Genomic DNA, 20,061 nt, shown 5'->3' with positions numbered 1-20,061 from the left:
GTCAACCGTGGAGGAACCTCATGAAGACGATGAACCTGGGCCGTCGCGCCCTGATGATTGCGGCTGCGGCCGCGTTGAGCGTTGGTGCGCCTGTGGCCTCCAGCGCGGAACCTGTTGTGGACGCGATCCACTTTCTGATCCCGGGTGGTGCCGGTGGCGGTTGGGACGGCACTGCGCGTGGTACGGGCGAAGCGCTGACCGGTTCGGGTCTGGTTGGAACGGCCAGCTATGAAAACATGTCGGGCGGCGGTGGCGGCAAGGCCATCGGGTTCCTGATCGAAAACGCTGACAGCAACCACGGCACGTTGATGGTCAATCTCGACCCCCATCGTTATCCGCTCGCTGACCGGCGTGTTCCCGCACAATTTCCGTGATCTGACGCTGGTGTCCGGCACCATTGGTGACTACGCCGCTCTGGTCGTGGGCAAGGACAGCCCGATCAACTCGATGAGCGATCTGATGGCGGCCTATGACGCTGAACCATCAAAAACCGCCATCGGTGGCGGCTCGGTTCCTGGCGGTATGGACCATCTGGTTGCGGCCATGGTGATGGAAGCGGCGGGCAAGGATGCGCTTGGTGTCAAATACATTCCGTATGACGCGGGTGGCAAAGCCATGGCAGCGCTGCTTTCGGGCGAGATCGCTGCGCTGTCGACCGGCTTTTCCGAAGCGGTCGATCTTGCGAATGCGGGCGAGGTGAAAATCATCGGTGTGACCTCGGATGAGCGTGTTGCAGCGGCTCCTGATGCCATGACCATGAAAGAGCAGGGCATCGACACGACATTCGTGAACTGGCGCGGCTTCTTTGGTGCGCCCGGACTGCCCGCAGACAAGCTGGCCATGTATCAGGACGTCATCGCCAAGATGTATGAAACCGAGCAATGGGCCGAAGTGCGCGATCGCAACGGTTGGGTGGACATTCACAACTCGGGTGATGACTTCCTGGCGTTCCTTGAGGCACAGGAAAAGGCCATCGGTGATCTGATGAAGAAGCTCGGCTTCCTCTGATACCTTTCGCGGTCGGGCGCCATGTCGCCCGACCGTTTTCAATTCTTGGAGGGTGCAATGGCTTTAGACCGCTGGATTGCATTGATACTGCTCGGGATTTGCGTGGCTTATGGCTATGCCGCCTGGTTCACGATGGATGCGCAACTTGCACCGTTCATGCGACGCAACCCGATCTGGCCCAGCACCTTCCCCAAGGTTCTGTCCATTCTCGGCATTGCCATGTCGTTGATCATCCTGCTTGGTCTGGAAAAAAGCGAGCAAAAGATCGGTGATATCGATTACCGGCGGCTTGGGGACTATCACCTTGGACAGGCGCTGTTCCTGCTTGCCCTCATGGTCGTCTATGCGCTGTTGCTGCGTCCGGCTAGCTTTCTCTTTTCGACTTCGGCGTTCCTGATCCTTGGGTCTTTCATCTTAGGCGAACGCAAGTGGCATGTGATGGTTCCCATAGCGGTTATCGCAACCCTGTTCGTCTGGTACCTCGTGCAGCAAGTGCTTGGCATCTACATGCGCCCATTGCCCGGATTTATTGGAGGCTGATATGCTCGAAGGACTGCTGATTGGTCTTCAAACGGCCTTTTCCCTTCAAAACCTGCTGATGGTGATCGGTGGGTGTCTGATCGGGACATTCATCGGCATGCTGCCTGGACTGGGGCCGATGTCGATCATCGCCATCATGATCCCGGTTGCGATCTCGCTTGGCGATCCATCTGCTGCGCTGATCCTTCTTGCCGGGGTTTACTACGGCGCGATTTTCGGCGGTTCGACCTCATCGATCCTGTTGAACGCGCCGGGGGTTGCAGGAACTGTTGCCAGCAGCTTTGACGGCTATCCAATGGCCCGACAGGGTAAAGCGGGCAAGGCGCTGACAATTGCTGCAATCGCCAGTTTCTCAGGCGGGTTCATTGGTGCGTTGCTGTTGATGATCTTTGCTCCGGCTCTGTCATCGGTGGCGCTGCTGTTCCATTCGGCCGAGTATTTTGCGCTGATGGTAGTCGGCCTGTCTGCGATCGCGGCCTTTGCCGGGACTGGTCAGGTGGCCAAGGCGCTGTTGATGACCCTGCTCGGTCTGATCATGGCAACTGTTGGCGAAGGTGCATTGTTCAATATGCCTCGCTTCACGATGGGGATCATGGATCTGCAATCGGGTTTCGGCTTCATCACGTTGGCCATGGCCATGTTTGCCTTGCCCGAAGCACTGTTCCTTGTGCTCAAGCCCAAGAATCTTTCCGGTGACAATAGTGGAGAGATCAAGGACCTGCGCATCAGCAGATCCGAGGCCAAAGCAATCGCGCCAGTCATTGGTCGCCAATCGCTACAGGGTTTCTTTATCGGAGTTCTGCCTGGTGCGGGTGCAACGATTGCCAGCTTTCTGGGCTATGCGGTTGAACGCAACATTGCCACCAAGGAAGAACAGGACGAGTTCGGTAAGGGCTCGATCAAGGGACTTGCTGCGCCTGAGACTGCGAACAATGCGGCCTGCACCGGATCATTTGTGCCCTTGCTGACACTGGGCATTCCCGGTTCTGGAACCACGGCCATTCTGTTAGGTGCGCTGCTGGCGCTGAACGTCACGCCTGGCCCACGTCTGATGATCGATGAGCCACAGATTTTCTGGGCGGTGATCATGTCGATGTTCATCGGCAACCTGATCCTTTTGATCCTGAACCTGCCGCTGATCCCTTACATTGCTAAGGTGCTGTCGGTTCCGCGCAACTACCTGATCCCGTTCATTTTGTTCTTCACCCTGATGGGGGCTTACATCGGTCAGAACAATGCCACGGAGCTGTTGCTGCTGGTTGCTTTCGGGATCTGCGCAACCGCATTGAAGTTCGCCGACTATCCACTTGCACCCCTGCTGATCGGTTTCATTCTGGGTGGCATGCTCGAGGATAACTTTTCGCGCTCTATGCAGCTCTATGATGGGATCGGCTTCATTTGGGAGCGTCCAATGACGCTTGGTCTGTTGGTGATCGCAGTGATCCTGGTGCTACTGCCCAGCTACCGCGCTCGTCGCGCAAGGGCGCGCCAGCAGGGCGTTGCGGATGGAGATTAATCCATCCCTTCGGTGATAAAGATCTGAGCCTCACATGCACCGTCGCGCCGTTCCCGCGCGGCGGTGTAGTCGTCTGAGTTGTAGCAGGCCAGCGCTTGTTCCATGCTCTCAAACTCGATCACCACATGGCGGGCCCATTCGGGGCCTTCGACGGTTTCGGTTCGGCCGCCACGGGCCAAAAACCGAGCGCCGTGATTTTGGAACGCAGCAGGGGCCACGGCTTGGTATCCGGCGTAGCGGTCGGGGTCAGTTACGGTGACCTGGGCGATCCAATAGGCTTTGGGCATCGCTCTATTCCTCTTCTTGCGCCAGCAGGCGTTTGGCGATTGTGGATGCATCGTCGATATGGGCGTGAACCGCGTCGCGAGCCAGCTTCGGGTTGCCGTCTGCGATCGCGTTGCAGATTGCCGTCATATGCCCCAGCCCGGGTTTCTTGCGATCCGCGGTGGACAGCGTCATGACCCGCAACCGGCTAATACGCCCATTCAAGCGATTGACAACTTCCCATGCGATGCTGTGTCCGGCGCCAGTAAAGATGACTTCATAGAACTGCGCCGTCGCCTTGAACAAAGCACGTGGGGAGCCGTCGTCAAAAGCCCTTTCCAGATTGGCGAGAGCCGCCTTCAACGCCTTGCGGGTTTTCTTGTCACCAAGTTCTGCGCAGGCCATGGCCGCAGCAGATTCCAACATTCGGCGAATGTCATAAATCTGGCGGGCATCGTCCCAGTCCAAAGTGGCCACGATCGGCCCTTTATTTGGCAAGATTTCCACCAAACCTTCGGCCTCAAGATAACGAATGGTCTCGCGCACGACTGTCCGGCTGACGCCCAGCTGATCACACAAGGGGCGCTCGACCAGACGTTGCCCCGGTTCAAAATGCCCCTCGATAATCGCTTCTCGCATTTTCTCCTGCACGATTTCGCGCAGGGTGACAGGGGTGTGCTCGATCTTGAGGTCGGGAAGGCCGGTTTTGGTCATGGTAAATCTCTAACAATCTGTAGCACGTGGAACAAGGTCATCTTGACGTATGGTATAATGGTATACCATATTCTTGCCAACGACTCATTCATTGCTTCAGGTGCCCCAATGCCCGCAGAAATTCGCAAGACACAGCTGTTTGTCGAAAACACCCTGATCGAGGGGGGCAAGGCTGCTGCTACGCCGCTCAAGATGATTGCCGCAATTGCCGTGATCCGGAACCCATGGGCTGGGCAGGGCTTTGTTGACGACCTGAAACCCGGCATCCTGGATTGTGCGCCTGGTTTGGGTGAGCTGCTGACAGAGATGGTCATCGACACCGCCGGTGGTGGTGACAAGGTCGAAGGTTACGGCAAATCCGGTATCGTCGGTGTGAATGGCGAGGTCGAGCATGTCTCGGGCCTGATCCACACCTTGCGCTTTGGCAATCACTTCCGTGAGGCGGTTGGCGCCAAAAGCTACCTGTCCTTCTGCAACACGCGCGGTCCCGCTAACGCACCGCTGCTGATCCCGTTGATGGACAAGAACGATGCTGGCCGTCGCTCGCACTATCTCACCATCCAGACCTCGGTTGCGGATGCGCCGGGGCCGGATGAGATTGTGATCGCGCTTGGTGCCAGCATCGGCGGGCGTCCGCATCACCGCATTGGTGACCGCTATCAGGACCTCAAGGATCTGGGCCATGACGTTGACAACCCTGCAGCTGTCTAAGCCATACGGCCAAGTCGCCTATCGCGCGGCGGGGCAGGGCGAACCGGTGGTGCTGATCCACGGGGTCGGCATGCAATCGGCCGCGTGGGGTCCACAGATTGATGCCTTGTCTGCCACCCATCGCGTGATTGCAGTGGATATGCCGGGGCATGGGGGCAGTGATCCCTTGCATGATACAGCAGAGCTGCCTGATTTTGTGGCCTGGGCCAGCGCAGTCCTAGCGGCTTTGGACATTGGCCCGGTCAATTTGGCAGGCCATTCGATGGGTGCGCTGATTGCCGGTGGCATGGCCATTGAACATCCTGACCAAGTGAAGCGGGTGGCTGTGGTGAACGGGGTGTACCGTCGCCCTGTCGATGCGCGGCAAGCGGTCGAGGCGCGGGCTGCTGAAATCCTTAACGGGCCAGTTGATCTTGAGACGCCATTGAACCGCTGGTTTGCTCCACATCAGAAAGCGGCTCGGGATCAGGTGGCCGGATGGCTGAAAGAGGTCGATCAAGGCGGCTATGCAACGGCTTACGGAGCTTTCGCGCGTGGCGATGACACCTATGTGGATGGGTGGCCCAATGTGGCTTGCCCTATGCTCGCGCTGACTGGCGATGGTGATCCGAACTCCACGCCCGAGATGTCTCAGGCGATGGCAGATGCAGCACAGGATGGTGAGGCGGTGATCATCGAAGACCATCGGCATATGGTGAATCTAACCGCGCCAGATGTTGTTACTGATATCCTGCAAGCATGGTTGGCCCGTCCAGCCACGGAAAGGAGCCCGGAATGACCACGATTGACCCGCGCGCTTTGCGCAATGCCTTTGGCACGTTCATGACCGGGGTGACGGTGGTGACGTCGCACGATGGTGAGGGAAACCCGCTGGGGTTCACCGCCAATTCATTCACCTCGGTCTCACTCGATCCGCCGTTGGTTCTGGTCTGTCTGGCGAACTCCTCGCAGAACTATGATGCACTCACACAGGCCAAGGGGTTTGCGGTCAACGTGCTGTCTGAGGGGCAAAAGGATGTGTCGAACACATTTGCCCGCCCGGTCGAGGATCGCTTTGAAGCGGTGAACTGGACCAACGGCCCACATGGTTCGCCCGTGTTTGACGATGTGTCGGCTTGGTTCGACTGCTCGATGCATCAGACAGTGCCCGCAGGGGACCATGTCATCCTGATTGGCAAGGTCGAAGCCTTTGACACCAGTACTGCACCCGGTCTGGGATACTCTCGCGGGGCCTATGTCACCCCGGCGGCCGAGGCCGAGGCGCTGCGGCGTGGGGCAAAGTTGATCGTAAGCGCGCTCATCTCGCGTGGCGAAGAGGTCTTGATGGTCGACGATGGGCTGGGCGGTGTGACGCTGCCGCAAATGCATGTAGGTGCCGACGGGGCCACCGCGGCCCTGAACCGGTTGATTGTGGATGCTGGCATCCCGGCTGATCCGGGTTTCATCTATTCCGTTTTCGAAGATGGTGCGCGCGAACACCAGCATATCTCGTTTCTGTGCCAAGCGGACGAAGGCGCCCCCAAAAAGGGCAGTTTTACAAGTTTGAGCAAATCAACCTTGATGGATGTGGCCGATCCGGCGCTTCGCATCATGCTTGAACGCTTTGCCGGGGAAAACCGGCTTGGCAACTACGGGATCTATTTTGGCGATCAAATCAGCGGCAAAGTCCGCCCGATCATGTCAGGGAGTTGAGGCATGAAGTTTTCACTGTTTGCGCATATGGAGCGGATTTCTCCAGAACAGGACCAAAAGCAGCTGTATGATGAGTTCATCGAGCTGTGCAAAATCGCTGACGAGGGCGGGATGCATGCGGTTTGGACGGGGGAACATCATGGGATGAATTTCACCATCTCGCCCAATCCGTTTCTGAACCTGATCGACGTGGCGAACAAAACCAAGAACGTGCGCCTTGGCACCGGCACCGTGATTGCGCCGTTCTGGCACCCAATCCGGTTGGCGGGTGAGGCGGCGATGACCGACATCATCACCAACGGTCGTCTGGACCTTGGAATTGCGCGGGGGGCGTATTCTTATGAATACGAACGCATGATGCCGGGTATGGACGCCTGGGAAGCAGGTCAACGTATGCGCGAGCTGATCCCGGCCGTGCAAAAGCTGTGGGAGGGCGATTATGCCCAAGAGGGAGAGTTTTATTCCTTCCCTTCGACCACGTCTTCTCCCTGCCAGTGCAGGAGAACGGCCCGCCGATCTGGGTTGCGGCGCGTGATCCGAACAGCCACGAGTTTGCGGTGTCCAATGGCTGCAACGTGCAGGTGACACCGCTGTGGCAAGGTGATGGTGAAATCGAAAGTTTGATGGTCAAATTCAACGACGCCTGCGACAAATTCCCCGAACGCCCGCGCCCGAAAATCATGCTGCTCTTGCACACCTATGTGGCCGATAGCCCAGAGGATGTGAAACTGGGCGCGGAAGAGCTGAACCGTTTCTACAACTACTTTGGTGCGTGGTTCAAAAACGAACGTCCTGTCGAGCAGGGCCTAATCAAGACGCTGAGCGATGATGAAATGGCGGCCCATCCGTTCTATTCGCCCGAAGCCATGGAACGTGATCTGGTGATTGGAGAACCCGCAGCGGTGATCGAGCGGCTCAAGAAGTACGAGGCATTGGGATATGATGAATATTCGTTCTGGATCGATTCAAGCATGAGTTTCGAGCGCAAGAAAGCTTCGCTCGAGCGGTTCATTTCGGACGTGATGCCCGCGTTTCAATAAGGACAGATGATGCAACAGTTTCAGCAGTATATTGACGGTGCCTTTGATTCCGGCGCGACGCAGTTCGACAGTCTTGATCCGGCGACAGGGCAGCCTTGGGCGCGGATGCCCGAGGCCAGCGTCGCGGACGTGAACCGCGCGGTCGAGGCGGCGGAACGCGCATTCCTGTCGTCTGACTGGGCGGGGATGACCGCGACTCAACGCGGCAAGCTGCTGCTGAAACTCGCCGATCTGGTTGCGGAAAACGCGCCGCGTCTAGCAGAGCTTGAAACCCGCGACACCGGCAAGATCATCCGCGAGACCAGGGCGCAGATCGCTTATGTCGCGGAATACTACCGCTATTACGCCGGGTTGGCCGACAAGATTGAAGGCGCGCATCTGCCCATCGACAAACCGGATATGGAAGTCTGGCTGCGGCGTGAACCCATAGGTGTTGTGGCTGCCGTGGTTCCATGGAACTCGCAACTGTTCCTGTCAGCGGTCAAAATCGGGCCTGCTTTGGCGGCGGGCTGCACCGTGGTGCTGAAAGCCAGCGAAGATGGCCCCGCGCCGATGCTGGAATTTGCCCGCATCTTTGATCAGGCGGGTTTTCCCAAAGGTGTGCTGAACGTCATCACCGGCGGGGCAGAGGCTGGGGCCGCTTTGACCAGCCACGCAAAAGTCGATCATGTCGCCTTTACCGGCGGGCCGGATACCGCGCGGCATATCGTGCGCAATTCGGCCGAGAACCTGGCCTCGACCTCGCTGGAGCTGGGAGGCAAGTCGCCGTTCATCGTCTTTGAGGACGCTGACATCGAAAGCGCGGTGAATGCGCAGGTGTCGGGGATTTTTGCGGCTACAGGGCAAAGCTGTGTAGCGGGATCGCGTCTGGTGATTTCGAACACGATCAAGGATGAGTTCCTTGAACGCCTCAAGGTCAAAGCCCAAGAGGTGGTGATCGGTGTGCCGGATGACATGGCGACCGAAGTGGGGCCGCTGTGTACGCTGCGCCAGCGTGAGCGGGCGATTGCGTTGATCAAGGCATCAGAACAACAAGGAGCCAAGGTGATTACCGGTGGCTCGGCTTTGGAAGGCGATGGATTCTACTTTCCGCCGACGATCATCGACTGTTCGAACGCACCCGAAGCCGACTGTATCACCAACGAGTTCTTTGGCCCAGTCTTGTCGGTTCTGTCCTTTGACACCGAAGAAGAGGCGCTTGAGATCGCCAACAACACCGCCTTCGGTCTGGCCTCGGGCGTGTTTACGAGCAGCCTAACCCGCGCGCATCGGATGATCCGGGGCATTCGCGCCGAGCATCGTCTGGGTCAACACCTATCGCGCGGTGTCCCCCATCGCGCCTTTTGGTGGACATGGGTTGAGCGGACATGGTCGCGAAGGCGGAATTCAGGCCGCGTTGGACTATACCAAGGTCAAAGCAGTGTGGCTTCGTACCTCGGATGATCCGATTCCCGATCCATTTGTGATGCGCTGAGAGCTGCCCGAAATTCGGGCATTTCCGGCAAGATCACAGAAAAACTTGCAGACTGGGTCAAATTGCGCGCCTTGAATCGGCGCGCAGTCGATTGAACGTTGCAAAGAGTTCATCTAAATGGGGGCATTCGCACACCAGTGAGATGTTGTGCGCGCCCTGACATCGGGGCCGGGGCGTTCGCCCCACACCAGCCGCAGCAGCCCGCTGCATGAGTTTCATCTTAGTCGCACGCCCCAGGAAGGGCGAGAAGGTAAGAAAAATGGTCGAAAACTCAACCCAAGATCTATTGTATACCATTGTAGACGAAGCGCCCGAACTGGCCAGCGCCTCGTTCCTACCGATCATCCGCAAGTTCGTTTCCTCGGCTGGAATCACCGTTGGCACGCCAGATATTTCGCTGGCCGCGCGCATCATTTCGGCCTTTCCCGAAAGCCTGACCGACGAACAGCGCCAGTCAAATGATCTGGCGGCACTGGGTGAGCTGGTGAAGACACCCGCCGCTAACGTCATCAAACTGCCCAACATCTCGGCTTCGGTGCCGCAGCTGGTTGCTGCCGTCGAAGAGCTGCAGGCCCAAGGTTATGCGCTGCCCAACTACCCCGAAGAGCCGCAGACCGACGCGGAAAAAGACGTTCGTGCACGTTACGACGCCATCAAAGGTTCCGCTGTGAACCCGGTTCTGCGCGAAGGCAACTCGGACCGCCGCTCTGCCCGCGCGGTCAAGAACTACGCTCAGAATAACCCGCATTCGATGGGTGCTTGGGACGCGTCGAGCCAGACCAAAGTGTCGTCGATGCCGGGCAACGATTTCTACGCAAACGAAGTGTCCGCCACCATCACCGCCGCGCAGGCGGGTGTTGCCAAGATCGAATTCGTTGGCAAAGACGGCGCCGTGACCGTTCTGAAAGACGCCTGGCCGCTAGACGAGGGCACCGTCGCTGACGCGACCTTCATGTCGGCGAAAGCTCTGAGCGCCTTCCTGGCTGCAGCCATCGAAGACACCAAGAAAGACGGCACCATGTTCTCGCTTCACATGAAAGCGACCATGATGAAAGTGTCCGACCCGATCATCTTTGGCCACGCGGTCAAGGCATGGCTGGCCCCGGTGTTCGAACAGTTCGGAGAAAAGCTGGACGCCCTGGGTGTAAACCCGAACTCTGGCATGGGTGATCTGCTGGATCGCGTCAAAGACGACGCCGAGATCATGTCCGCTATTGAGGCGGTGAATGCAGACCGTCCGGCGATGTATATGGTCGACAGCGACAAGGGCATCACCAATCTGCACGTGCCGTCGGACGTGATCATCGATGCGTCGATGCTGGCCGTGATCCGCGCAGGCGGCAAGGGCTGGGACGGCGAAGGCAAGAAGGGCGACACCAACTGTGTCATTCCCGACCGCTGCTATTCGACCGTCTATGACGAGACTATCAACTTCTTCAAAGCCAACGGTGCGCTGGACGTGACCACCGCCGGTGCCGTGGCCAACGTTGGACTGATGGCGCAAAAGGCAGAAGAATACGGCTCGCACCCGACCACGTTTGAAGCCCCCGCCGACGGCACCATCCGCATTGTTCTGGCCAATGGCGAGACGCTGCATTCGCATGAGGTTGAAGGTGGCGACATCTGGCGGTCGTGCACCGTCAAGAAGGCGCCGATCGAGAACTGGATCCAACTGGCGATGGACCGTCAGCGCTTGACCGGATCCGAGGCGATCTTCTGGCTGGACGCAAACCGTGCCCACGACGCGCAGCTGATTGCATACGTGAAGCCCGTGCTGGAAGCTGCCGGAGTTGCCGACAAGTTCCAGATCATGGCGCCACGCGAAGCAACGGCTCAGTCGTTGAAAACCATCACGGCTGGCAACGATAGCATCGCCATCACGGGCAACGTGCTGCGTGACTATCTGACCGACCTGTTCCCGATCCTGGAACTGGGCACCTCGGCCAAGATGCTGTCGATCGTCAAGCTGATGCAGGGCGGTGGCCTGTTCGAAACCGGCGCGGGTGGTTCGGCCCCCAAGCACGTGCAGCAGTTGGTTGAAGAAAACCACCTGCGGTGGGATCTCGATGGGTGAGTTCTGTGCTCTGGGTGAATCGCTGAACTTCCTGGCCGATGCACAGGGCAACGCCAAAGCAGGCGTTCTGGGCAACGCGGCCGAGGTTGCGACCCAAGGCATTCTGGACAACAACCGCAGCCCCAGCCGCAAGGTGGGTGAACCCGACAACCGCGACAGCCACTATTGGTTCGCGCGCTATTGGGCCGAAGCCTTGGCGGCGCAATCGGACGATGCCGAACTGGCGGCCGAATTTGCGGGTGTTGCCAAGGCTCTGGCCGACGGTGAAACGGCGATCCTGGGGGAACTGGCAGCAGTTCAGGGCCAGCCCGTTGATCTGGGCGGCTATTACCACACCGATCCGGTGAAAACTGCCAAGATCATGCGCCCAAGCGCGACCCTGAACGCGATCGTCGATTAATCGATTTTGCAGGGTAGAAACTTGAAACGCCCGACCAGAGTGTCGGGCGTTTCTTTTTATGGAGTACCTCGAACTGATTGAAAGAAGAATTCCAAAGCCTTGGTCGGTTCGGTCGGGTGAAACGTATCATAAAATGCCTGATCGATGATCGACGGATGAGACAGGATTTTCTGGGATAGAATTTCAAAGAACCGAGCAACGAGGAGCGCGCGATTTGGGTTGTCCTTGTAGTCCAACCGGCCAAATATCGCATATCTGTCCGTTGTGAAGGTGCTGTTTCCGTTTTCAAACTCGCACCCAGCGATCGCGTTTACATTTTCTATGATGATTTCGCGATCCCCGACGTAATAGTATATCTCACCTCGACAAAATGCATCTGCCGCATCCTTGTGGTTTTTGAAAAGGCGGACTGGGCCGCTCCAATCAACGTTTTGTTCCATTCCCATTTCGTCGGCAACTTTGACAACACTCTGTTCCTGTGCGCAGGGATTTTCACCTTTGAGAAAACGTATCAGGGCGGTGCGATCCTGGGGCATTTCCCCAAGATCCAGAAGGGCGTTGATACCTGAACTTGCGGCAGTGGTGTTCCCAACCAGCCCATATAGGAACAACAGACGATTAGGATTCGATGGATTGCGCACAGGGCATCCGTCAGAGCTCTGCTGCTGACCTCGTCCACGACCGACACCTCGGGGGGTGATGTAAGAAATACCCGTCAAATAAACCGGAGGTGAAATGATCAAACCCTTACGTCGTTCGTTTGTTATTGTGGCCGGGTCACACAAAATATCGATGACCGGTTCAACCGAACCGTTTGCTGTGCCTGTCAGGAATTCAAACCGGCTGTTCACTGATGTTTCTTGTTTTGCGATCCTGTCGTCCAGATCTACTACGTCTATCCAATCGTGCTTGAACGGCACATCAGCGCCTGGGCTAATGACCATTTCGTTCAAAACGGCGTCGCAGATCTTTACGATGTATCCAGTAAAATTCTCAGCGGCCAAGGGGCCCGGGGTCGCAGCCGTCAGGACATCTCTTAGTGTTTCCGATTGATAAGAAAACGGGCGGGCTTCGGATCGCACACCGATCCGCAGCTTTGGCCAAGCCTCCGAAGTTTGTGCCAGTGCCGATGGCAAGCTGAAGCCGATCAGCAAGGCAAGCCAAATCACGCCCTTCATTCTGCAGGCTCCCTAACGACTTCGGTTACTGTTGTTTGGCCTCTGAACAGGCGCATGAACCAATTGGACTGCGGTTGATCAGAGTCTGGGTCTTCTTCCTCGGTGAATTCGATCAGCAGGGCGAAGAGGACGATGAACAGCATTGGATGCATGGACAAAATCAACCAGTCGCGGGTCTTGTAGCTGAACCACCGGTTATCGAAGAGATAGTAATCGGGAAAGTTGTAGGAAAAATAGACCACGCTAGCCCAGGCAAGCCCTACAGCAATGGCTGTTGGGACTGCCAAAAAGAACACGGTTCGGGCCATGTTCAGATCGTCATGTTTGTCGAGTATCACCAGAGTTCCGAAGGCCAGAGTAAATCCGACAACAGGCATCATGAAGAAATAGATCTTCTCGCTTCCGAATAAAATGATCAGCTGCGTTTGGGTAATGTCGAACCCATTTTCCACCCAAAGTTCCAACAGGCTGCCCAAAACCGCCGCGAGACAAGCCAGTCCCCCTGGAATGATGCAAAGCCCCAACAGCCGCAGAAACGGCATCCGGTTGAAACTCCATCCTGGTTTCCAGCTTTCCTGTTCAATACGCACATCCCGACCAAATGTGACCGCCCCAACAGCGGCCAGCGTGATGAGCGCAGTTTTCAAGGTATCCCAAAACGCTTCGGCTGCCAGCTCGGGGCGAATGGCAAACAGATAGTCGGATTTTCCTTCCTCAAGAACTTGTTGGCACTTTTCTTTTTGATCTGGTTTTAGGTCACCAACCAAACAGTCGGCCGCTTCGAAGGGTAGGTCACCTGTGTCAATTATGGTCTCAATCTGTGAAGCTGCTCTGCCGGGATTGACCGCAACCTCCTTGTGATACCAGGTGTCATAAACCAAAAACGTGCATGAAAACGTCAGGAAGACCGAAATGAATACGGCCAGCGCAAAAGAGTTCTGTTCAGGATTGTAGTTGCGGTCAATGATCTTGATCACCGCATGAAGTGGAGTTCCGAGATCACAGTTTTTAACGGACCTGTTGTTGCGAATATAGTGAACAGCAAACAAGGCCTTGCAGTTGTTTGCCACACGCACCGCGTTTTCATGCAGTTTGCGCAACGCATCGGTATCTTTAAAGTCAAAAGCCAAAAGTTCTGAGTTCAGGATCGACAGCTCTTCTTGCAGCTGCGTAGCCATGTCCAGGAGTTTGTCGAGCTCGGCTGCCGGAAAGTGTTGTGCGCGACGATTTGGTGTGATTGCTGGCGACAACAAATCAATGGAGCGTAACGCTTGATCGATCTCGTCAGTGTATCCGGCCAAATCGGGGGGATGTCTTTCGCCTTTTCAAACTTGGTGTGAAAATAGGCGGACAGTGAACCTCGTTTGCGTTTGTTGACCAAACGTTGAAAGGCCGTCGTCTGTAGAGCGTCAATCACTCGATAAACGCCGCGGGGAATTCCGGCCAGCCGGTGCGCCGCGGATCGTACCGTGTTTTCAATCGGGCGCATGGCGCCAACCGACATGATTGCTATCAGCAAAGCGGAAACAAAAATTGGCTTTGCATAGACTGTGTTTTCGATGTTCAGAATATCGTCCCCAAAGGGATCGAATGCGGTCGTTGCCCCTACCTCCAGTTTGGCGAGGTTCGCGCTGCGCAGAAGGTCAAAAAGTTCCGCGGATGACAGGATGACGATGTATGATACCAGGTACAGCATCGAATAGATCACGAACCCTGCAAAACCATCGCGGGGTGTGCACAGATCGCTGACCTGCGCGTTTTGGAGGATCGGGTGCCGCTGAAATGGCGTCTGCGTCAGCGACTCGCGATAATTGCGTCGGGCTTCGATCAGCAGGGCAACTGCGCCAAAGCTCAACGCTCCGGTGTAGATAAGCCAGTCCATGTTGTGTCAAAGGTAGGCGAACCGCCCTACCAACACTTCTGGACAGCAGGGTTACAAGGGCCTGCCATGGGCTGAGGGTGTTCAAGTGGTATCAGCGGGATAGGCAGACTCAAGACCGTCGCAAGGACGACCATCGTTAGATAATGTGGCATTGAACAAATTCCGTATTCTAAAAAATAATGTCCGTACCATATCACATATTGGCAAAATTTGCAAAATCAGAGGTTGAGTGAGGAAGTGCTAGAGCCCTTGTTTCAAACTTTCTTGAATGTGCGCGTCTCGCAAAATCATTGTCATGGGGCCGGGTTTTCCAGAACCTATCTGAACGCCATCTACTTCGACTACTCCGGTTGCAAAAAGGGGTGAGGCAGTGACAAAGGCCTCATCTGCCTGTTGAGCCTCTGCAATGGAAAAGCCGCATTCGTCGATCTCAAGCCCTTGTTCTTTGGCAAATTTCAGGATGACGGCGCGGGTTACCCCATGCAGGATGTCGTTGGACAGGGCACGGGTGATAAGGTGGTTATCTTTGATGATGAAGGCGTTGCAGCTTGAGCCTTCGGTTACCAGCCCGTCTTCAACGAACCAGACATCGTCAGCGCCCTGGCGCACGGCATCGACCTTGCTCATGCATGTCCACAGAATCTGCACGGTTTTGATATCGCGTCGACCCCAGCGTTTGTCGGGGCAGGATACGACCTTCAACCCAGATCTCGATAAAGGGCATCGAAAGCCAAGGAATCGATTGCGTAAAGGCGATCAGCGTGGGTTTCGGATCGGCAGGGTAGACAAAATCGCGATCTGCAGGGCCGCGGCTGATCTGCATGTATACCATGCCTTGGTTCAGATTATTTTGGGCAATCAACTCACGATGCATCGCCAGCAGAGTTTCCTCGTCAACCTTGAAGGGCATTTCGATCTCGGCAAGCGAGCGAGCAAGGCGCGCCATATGGGCGGGAAACTCGATCAACTTGCCGTCAATGACAGTTGTAACCTCGTAAATTGCATCACCCATCAAAAACCCGCGGTCAAAGATCGAAACGGTGGCCTGATCCTCGGGCAGGTAGGTGCCATTTACGAAAACGGTGCGGGTCATTGGAAGGTCCTGGGGCTGAAATCAAACGTTGTCGAACGTTATGTCGAGACCTGACCTCGAAGGCAATTACAAGAGTCTATTGGCATGATCCGACCAAATTGTGTGGGGCCCAAAAAAGAGGTGGTCATTCTCGCGCCGCGCGTCATCTAATGGCGTCAGGCGGGCGGTTTTGCCCAAGAGCCGGAGGAATGATGTTCAAGTATCTTGGTTTGTTTTTAGTGGCGGTTTCTCTGGTCTCCTGCGGTTCGAGGCAGCGTGCGCCCGAGCCTCAATCTGCGCGGGTATCACCTGTTGGCGGGCCGGTGGTGACATATCCCAAATTTGGTGACAGCGACCCACACGAATGGGAAGGTCGTTCGCCGCGTGCCTACCCCGTGCACGGTATCGACATCTCGCGCTGGCAGGGATCGATTGATTGGCGCAAGGCACGTAATTCTGGCGTTAGTTTCGCCTTTATCAAGGCGACCGAAGGCGGGGACGTGGCCGACCCCAAATTTGAATTGCACCGGGACGGCGCCAAGCGAGCCGGAGTGAGGTACGGGGCTTATCATTACTATTACTTCTGCCGTACGGCAGAGGAACAGGCCCGTTGGTTCATTCGCAATGTGCCCAAGGACTCGGGCGCCTTGCCACATGTTTTGGACATGGAATGGACCCCGCGTTCCCGCACCTGCACAAAACGTCCTGACGGGGCAACTGTTCGCTCTGAGGCGCTCAAATTTCTGAGCATCCTTGAGCGTCATTACGGCCGCCGACCGATCGTTTACACCACAGTCGACTTTTACCGCGACACCGGAATTGGAAAGTTGCGGGCCACCGAATTCTGGCTGAGATCCGTTGCTGGACATCCCAAAGAGGTATATCCGCGCCAAACATGGACGTTTTGGCAATACACGGGAACAGGCATTGTGCCGGGCATAGCGGGGAACGTCGACATCAACGTTTTCAGAGGATCACCGGAGCGATGGCTGGAATGGGCACGATGATTGGTCCGACGCAGTCTATTTGATGGCGGTGCCGGAGGCGCCGACGGGTTCTTCAGGGCCTGATGAATATACCCAAGGCTTGCGCGGAGGTCAGTCTGTGGGTTCCGCGCGAAATGTGTTCGTTTGACGCCGGTCTTCTTGCGGAGAACGGCCAAAACAACGACGATAATTGCGGATCATGTTGGCAGAGGTTTCATATCCAACAGCATGCGCAATTTGGCTCACCGGATCATCGGAATACAGGACCATTTGTCTGGCTGCGCGCATTCTTAGATCGCGATAGTATTTTCCCGGACTTTCACCCATCGTCGCTTTGAAACTGCGCTCCAAGTGGCGCGCTGATACGCCCAAGTGATCTGCAATTTCACTCATGGCCAATGGCATCGCAAGGTTTTGCCCAAACAGTTCCACAGCTTTGGATACAACCGGGGGTAATCCGTCTGCCGTACTGTCGCAATTGAAAGCGGGTACCTTTTGCCGGACGCCTTCATTTCGAATGACAGGATGCTGAAACCAGCAAGCGACCTCAGTCATAAGTGTCGCGCCTAGGGTATCTTCGATCACGTGAAGCATAAGGTCAAAGACGGCTCCTGCACCTGATGCCGTGTATCGGCGCCGGTCCATCTGAATGACACTGTCACTTATGGCCAAGTGCGGAAATTCTTCTTGGAAGGCACTTTGGTAACACCAGTGAACCGAGCATGAAGAGCCATCGGCCAAGCCGGACCGTGCCAGGGAAAAACACCTCCGCTGACTGCCCCAACAATGGTACCGTGCCGCGCCAGCCTGCGAAGCTGCCCGTTGGATTGCCTTGGGTTGCTGAACTGACCTGAAGGGCTGGACGTCAGAAACAGCATGTCCAGATCTCGAACATCAGCCAAAGCACAGTTTGTTTGAAAGGGTATTTCGGCGCTGGATTGTACCTGCTCACCATTCTCAGAGATCAGAACCCAGGAAAAAGTTGTGCCCCCCGAGATCTCATTGGCTGCCCTTAGCGGTTCTATGGCTGAACTTAGACAAGACATGGGGAACCCGGGAAACAGGATAAATCCGATCTTTGTTTCGCGTTTGTCCGATGCTTTCAGACGGTCTTGCATGATCAACTCATTCTGGGCTGGATTATTCCTATAAATAGGCTTTTGCAGGTGGATGTCGGGCACTTTCTTAGCATTCAGCTATAGTTGAGGGGTGCAACTCTCCCAAATTCTTTTTTGTTGTTGCCCAAAGTTCCCGCTCTTTAGATTGGGTTTTTGATTGCACCGCGATGGGGTCAGCTGTCCCAAGTCACGGGCATTGTTACGGGACCTCGGAATGCCCAGCCTCTGAATGGCACATCACCTGCTAGCTTCAGACCGCGCAAATGATCGAAGATCATCGGCAAGGCAACGTCGGCGATCAACGTTCTGGCAGCCCAGTGCTCCTGCGCAAAAATGAGGGCCTGCCCCAAAAGCGATTGATGGGCCATGGTCTTGGGACAAGTCAAATACATCAGGCCGTTCAAAAACGCGCTCATCCCGGTTTCCTGACCCAAACATGAAGAACACTCGATCACCCGGTGTCAAAGAAACACCATGAAGCTCATAAGATTTAGTGATCTCGCGCGGTGACATTCCGATTGGAGACATCCAGCGTGCATATTCTTCGAACACGTCCATCCAACTGGCCTGCCCGCACTGAACTGCTGTTAGTTGATCAGGATGGGTCAACAACGCCCAGATGGCCCCGGCGATCACGTCACGTGGTTCATTTTGTCCGCCCGAGATCGCCAGTTTGATATTGGCACCGATTTGCTCGTCTGACAGTCCGGCTTGCATTTGCACGGACAGAAGCGACGTATCAGGCTTTGCTGCAAGTTCAGGTTTGCGTTCGGCAATGTGGCGGTCGATTGAGGCCGTACAATCGTGGCACCTTTGCTCGATTTCTGGGTTGCCTGAATAGTTGGCGCAGCCGTCAATCATGCCTTGGCTGGTTCGATCCATTTCCTGCCATGTCATATTGGTCAAGCCGGTCATCACACGCAGCGCATCGCCCGAGATACGTTTGGCGATGTCCATCACCATGTCTGCCTGGCCAACGGGGCGCAGGGCAGTCAGCGTGGTATCCGTCAACTCGACGAATTGTGCTTTCCAGACGTCTTTAACCGTACGAGGTGACACCGTGGGAAAAATTGCCTTACGTTCAGCCATGTGAGCGTCGCCATCCTTGCGCATCATGTTTTGGCCCATAAGTCGCGTCATTAGACCCTCGGGCTGTGTCGACGAGAAGATGTCGATCTTCTTTTCGTTTACAAAAATGTCGTCACGACGCGTGATCAGGATTGCCCCCAATTGTGGAACAAAGGCAACGGGGGCATCCTCGCGTAGTTTTTTCAGGTCCGGATATGGATCTTTCCAGAACGCGTCTGGATCTATGTCATAGACTGGCGCTTTGGACATTTGGCTGACCTTTCATGTCACATGTTGTCATGTCAACACAGGAGCTGTTGTTGAGTCAATCCAATTTGGCTAGGGTCGCCGGAAAGCGAGGCTAGGATGACAGATATAGACAATCTGCCGAACGAGATGTTCCTGACAGAGGTGGAACAAGGTGATGATGGCTGCGGTCGGCAAACGTTGAGTTTCTCACGTTCACCAACTGTCCTTTTGAATTTTGCCGCCAATCGGTTCACCCGGAATGCATCTCGTCATTACCAGAGTGAATTCGGTATTGGGGCGATGGATTGGCGAATGTTGGTGACCCTGACCCGAGATCCGGGCAGCAGTGTGTCCCACGCCAGCGCCACCATTGGCATAGACAAAGGTGCTGTGAGCCGCAGTTTGGGGCGGCTAGAATTGGCCGGTCTGGCCCAAGCGCAATGCAACAGCCCCGACGAACGTCGCAAAGAGTGGTTTTTAACCGATAAAGGGCAAGAGTTGCATGACAACGTTCTTGTTTCAGCCCTGGACCGTCAAAGGCATCTTTTGCGGGGCTTCACGAAGGATGACGTCGCCGATTTGAACCGGCTTTTGACCAAGCTTCTGGAAAATTTGGACGGCAGCGAAAATAAGACTTGAATGTTCACTTGGAGGGTTGCGCTTTTTGCTTTGAATTGATGAGTGGGGGCGACACTAAACATCCGGCCAGTATTGGAGACTGCCCATGATTGAACGTTTTCACACCACCGAACGCGCCAGTAAGATCGTCAAGCACAATGGGGTTGTCTACCTCAGTGGGCAGGTTGCCGAAGGTGAAACTGTTGCCGAACAGACCCGCGATTGCCTGGCCAAGGTGGACGCCCTGCTGGCCGAGGCTGGCACTGACAAGGAACACCTGCTGCAAACTACGATCTGGTTGGCGGATATGTCAGACTTTGCCGAAATGAATTCGGTCTGGAATGCTTGGGTACCCACCGGTTTTGCCCCTGCTCGCGCCTGTGGCGAGGCCAAGCTGGCCCGCGAGATCCTGAAGGTCGAAATCCTTGTGATCGCTGCCATGCCTTGAGCCTAAAGG

General features: G+C 55.9%; 16 protein-coding genes and 5 pseudogenes. 12 read left to right on the top strand and 9 right to left on the bottom strand.

The genetic code is table 11. The features are described 5' to 3' along the window. Positions 1 to 20 precede the first annotated feature (20 nt). The 3 genes and pseudogenes from ACZ1HE_RS22990 to ACZ1HE_RS22980 all read left to right on the top strand — a co-directional run bounded on the left by ACZ1HE_RS22990 (position 21) and on the right by ACZ1HE_RS22980 (position 3,064). Positions 21 to 1,008, top strand: a pseudogene (locus ACZ1HE_RS22990) (tripartite tricarboxylate transporter substrate binding protein). 57 nt (positions 1,009 to 1,065) lie between these two features. Continuing rightward, a complete protein-coding gene (locus ACZ1HE_RS22985) occupies positions 1,066 to 1,548 on the top strand; it encodes a tripartite tricarboxylate transporter TctB family protein (protein ID WP_472624960.1) in 483 nt (160 codons plus the stop codon). 1 nt (position 1,549) lies between these two features. Continuing rightward, positions 1,550 to 3,064, top strand: a complete 1,515-nt coding sequence (locus ACZ1HE_RS22980) for a tripartite tricarboxylate transporter permease (protein WP_472624958.1) — start codon at positions 1,550 to 1,552, stop codon at positions 3,062 to 3,064. On the opposite strand, the gene ACZ1HE_RS22975 is transcribed toward ACZ1HE_RS22980, so the two are convergent. Further along, positions 3,061 to 3,351, bottom strand: coding sequence for a DUF1330 domain-containing protein (locus ACZ1HE_RS22975; protein WP_472624956.1), 291 nt, complete (start codon positions 3,349 to 3,351; stop codon positions 3,061 to 3,063). The genes ACZ1HE_RS22980 and ACZ1HE_RS22975 overlap by 4 nt on opposite strands. 4 nt (positions 3,352 to 3,355) lie before the next feature. Beyond that, positions 3,356 to 4,042 carry a GntR family transcriptional regulator gene (locus ACZ1HE_RS22970; RefSeq protein ID WP_472624954.1) on the bottom strand — a complete coding sequence of 229 codons (687 nt, stop codon included), beginning with the start codon at positions 4,040 to 4,042 and terminating at the stop codon, positions 3,356 to 3,358. 108 nt (positions 4,043 to 4,150) lie between these two features. On the opposite strand from ACZ1HE_RS22970, the gene ACZ1HE_RS22965 reads away from it, so the two are divergent. The 6 genes and pseudogenes from ACZ1HE_RS22965 to ACZ1HE_RS22940 all read left to right on the top strand — a co-directional run bounded on the left by ACZ1HE_RS22965 (position 4,151) and on the right by ACZ1HE_RS22940 (position 11,433). Continuing rightward, on the top strand, positions 4,151 to 4,753 hold the full coding sequence (locus tag ACZ1HE_RS22965; RefSeq protein ID WP_472624952.1) for an amino acid synthesis family protein: 603 nt from the start codon (positions 4,151 to 4,153) through the stop codon (positions 4,751 to 4,753). Then, positions 4,725 to 5,531, top strand: coding sequence for an alpha/beta fold hydrolase (locus ACZ1HE_RS22960; RefSeq protein ID WP_472624950.1), 807 nt, complete (start codon positions 4,725 to 4,727; stop codon positions 5,529 to 5,531). The genes ACZ1HE_RS22965 and ACZ1HE_RS22960 overlap by 29 nt, the downstream gene beginning before the upstream one ends. Next, positions 5,528 to 6,445: a flavin reductase family protein gene (locus ACZ1HE_RS22955; protein WP_472624948.1), complete on the top strand. Its 918-nt coding sequence runs from the start codon at positions 5,528 to 5,530 to the stop codon at positions 6,443 to 6,445. Before ACZ1HE_RS22960 ends, ACZ1HE_RS22955 begins: the two co-directional genes overlap by 4 nt. 3 nt (positions 6,446 to 6,448) lie before the next feature. After that, positions 6,449 to 7,485: pseudogene (locus tag ACZ1HE_RS22950) on the top strand (LLM class flavin-dependent oxidoreductase). A gap of 9 nt (positions 7,486 to 7,494) precedes the next feature. Beyond that, a pseudogene (locus tag ACZ1HE_RS22945) lies at positions 7,495 to 8,959 on the top strand (aldehyde dehydrogenase). A 259-nt stretch (positions 8,960 to 9,218) separates the two neighbouring features. Beyond that, positions 9,219 to 11,433 (top strand): annotated as a pseudogene (locus ACZ1HE_RS22940) (NADP-dependent isocitrate dehydrogenase). Between the two features lie 56 nt (positions 11,434 to 11,489). Here ACZ1HE_RS22940 and ACZ1HE_RS22935 read toward each other — a convergent pair. From ACZ1HE_RS22935 to ACZ1HE_RS22920, 4 genes and pseudogenes are all read right to left on the bottom strand, one after another. Beyond that, on the bottom strand, positions 11,490 to 12,611 hold the full coding sequence (locus ACZ1HE_RS22935; RefSeq protein WP_472624946.1) for a hypothetical protein: 1,122 nt from the start codon (positions 12,609 to 12,611) through the stop codon (positions 11,490 to 11,492). After that, positions 12,608 to 13,492, bottom strand: a complete 885-nt coding sequence (locus ACZ1HE_RS22930) for a hypothetical protein (RefSeq protein WP_472624944.1) — start codon at positions 13,490 to 13,492, stop codon at positions 12,608 to 12,610. The genes ACZ1HE_RS22935 and ACZ1HE_RS22930 overlap by 4 nt, the downstream gene beginning before the upstream one ends. 260 nt (positions 13,493 to 13,752) lie before the next feature. Beyond that, positions 13,753 to 14,493 carry a hypothetical protein gene (locus ACZ1HE_RS22925; RefSeq protein WP_472624942.1) on the bottom strand — a complete coding sequence of 247 codons (741 nt, stop codon included), beginning with the start codon at positions 14,491 to 14,493 and terminating at the stop codon, positions 13,753 to 13,755. Positions 14,494 to 14,733: 240 nt separating this feature from the next. Further along, positions 14,734 to 15,586 (bottom strand): annotated as a pseudogene (locus ACZ1HE_RS22920) (D-amino-acid transaminase). Between the two features lie 188 nt (positions 15,587 to 15,774). Between ACZ1HE_RS22920 and ACZ1HE_RS22915 the strand changes: the two are divergent. Continuing rightward, positions 15,775 to 16,572 carry a glycoside hydrolase family 25 protein gene (locus ACZ1HE_RS22915; protein WP_472624940.1) on the top strand — a complete coding sequence of 266 codons (798 nt, stop codon included), beginning with the start codon at positions 15,775 to 15,777 and terminating at the stop codon, positions 16,570 to 16,572. Positions 16,573 to 16,662: 90 nt separating this feature from the next. Here the strand turns inward: ACZ1HE_RS22915 and ACZ1HE_RS22910 are convergent, their stop codons facing one another. The 3 genes from ACZ1HE_RS22910 to ACZ1HE_RS22900 form a co-directional block, all read right to left on the bottom strand. Further along, positions 16,663 to 17,196 carry a GlxA family transcriptional regulator gene (locus ACZ1HE_RS22910; protein ID WP_472624938.1) on the bottom strand — a complete coding sequence of 178 codons (534 nt, stop codon included), beginning with the start codon at positions 17,194 to 17,196 and terminating at the stop codon, positions 16,663 to 16,665. A 17-nt stretch (positions 17,197 to 17,213) separates the two neighbouring features. Continuing rightward, positions 17,214 to 17,669, bottom strand: a complete 456-nt coding sequence (locus ACZ1HE_RS22905; RefSeq protein ID WP_472624936.1) for an AraC family transcriptional regulator — start codon at positions 17,667 to 17,669, stop codon at positions 17,214 to 17,216. Positions 17,670 to 17,906: 237 nt separating this feature from the next. Then, positions 17,907 to 19,007 (bottom strand): cytochrome P450, encoded by a 1,101-nt coding sequence (locus tag ACZ1HE_RS22900; RefSeq protein ID WP_472624934.1) that lies wholly within the window; start codon positions 19,005 to 19,007, stop codon positions 17,907 to 17,909. A gap of 96 nt (positions 19,008 to 19,103) precedes the next feature. On the opposite strand from ACZ1HE_RS22900, the gene ACZ1HE_RS22895 reads away from it, so the two are divergent. Both ACZ1HE_RS22895 and ACZ1HE_RS22890 read left to right on the top strand, forming a co-directional pair. Beyond that, a complete protein-coding gene (locus ACZ1HE_RS22895) occupies positions 19,104 to 19,625 on the top strand; it encodes a MarR family winged helix-turn-helix transcriptional regulator (RefSeq protein WP_472624932.1) in 522 nt (173 codons plus the stop codon). 85 nt (positions 19,626 to 19,710) lie between these two features. Next, on the top strand, positions 19,711 to 20,052 hold the full coding sequence (locus tag ACZ1HE_RS22890) for a RidA family protein (RefSeq protein ID WP_472624930.1): 342 nt from the start codon (positions 19,711 to 19,713) through the stop codon (positions 20,050 to 20,052). Positions 20,053 to 20,061 lie beyond the last annotated feature (9 nt).

This window comes from Falsiruegeria sp. JB4-1, from assembly GCF_055693495.1.
This window is presented reverse-complemented; position numbering and strand designations above follow the sequence as displayed.

Excerpts from the sequence above, each read along its gene's own strand:
- ACZ1HE_RS22985 (WP_472624960.1), top strand. The coding sequence starts at position 1,066 with ATGGCTTTAGACCGCTGGATTGCATTGATACTGCTCGGGATTTGCGTG.
- ACZ1HE_RS22980 (WP_472624958.1), top strand. The coding sequence starts at position 1,550 with ATGCTCGAAGGACTGCTGATTGGTCTTCAAACGGCCTTTTCCCTTCAA.
- ACZ1HE_RS22975 (WP_472624956.1), bottom strand. The coding sequence starts at position 3,351 with ATGCCCAAAGCCTATTGGATCGCCCAGGTCACCGTAACTGACCCCGAC.
- ACZ1HE_RS22970 (WP_472624954.1), bottom strand. The coding sequence starts at position 4,042 with ATGACCAAAACCGGCCTTCCCGACCTCAAGATCGAGCACACCCCTGTC.
- ACZ1HE_RS22965 (WP_472624952.1), top strand. The coding sequence starts at position 4,151 with ATGCCCGCAGAAATTCGCAAGACACAGCTGTTTGTCGAAAACACCCTG.
- ACZ1HE_RS22960 (WP_472624950.1), top strand. The coding sequence starts at position 4,725 with ATGACGTTGACAACCCTGCAGCTGTCTAAGCCATACGGCCAAGTCGCC.
- ACZ1HE_RS22955 (WP_472624948.1), top strand. The coding sequence starts at position 5,528 with ATGACCACGATTGACCCGCGCGCTTTGCGCAATGCCTTTGGCACGTTC.
- ACZ1HE_RS22935 (WP_472624946.1), bottom strand. The coding sequence starts at position 12,611 with ATGAAGGGCGTGATTTGGCTTGCCTTGCTGATCGGCTTCAGCTTGCCA.
- ACZ1HE_RS22925 (WP_472624942.1), bottom strand. The coding sequence starts at position 14,493 with ATGGACTGGCTTATCTACACCGGAGCGTTGAGCTTTGGCGCAGTTGCC.
- ACZ1HE_RS22915 (WP_472624940.1), top strand. The coding sequence starts at position 15,775 with ATGATGTTCAAGTATCTTGGTTTGTTTTTAGTGGCGGTTTCTCTGGTC.
- ACZ1HE_RS22910 (WP_472624938.1), bottom strand. The coding sequence starts at position 17,196 with ATGGACCGGCGCCGATACACGGCATCAGGTGCAGGAGCCGTCTTTGAC.
- ACZ1HE_RS22905 (WP_472624936.1), bottom strand. The coding sequence starts at position 17,669 with ATGCAAGACCGTCTGAAAGCATCGGACAAACGCGAAACAAAGATCGGA.
- ACZ1HE_RS22900 (WP_472624934.1), bottom strand. The coding sequence starts at position 19,007 with ATGTCCAAAGCGCCAGTCTATGACATAGATCCAGACGCGTTCTGGAAA.
- ACZ1HE_RS22895 (WP_472624932.1), top strand. The coding sequence starts at position 19,104 with ATGACAGATATAGACAATCTGCCGAACGAGATGTTCCTGACAGAGGTG.
- ACZ1HE_RS22890 (WP_472624930.1), top strand. The coding sequence starts at position 19,711 with ATGATTGAACGTTTTCACACCACCGAACGCGCCAGTAAGATCGTCAAG.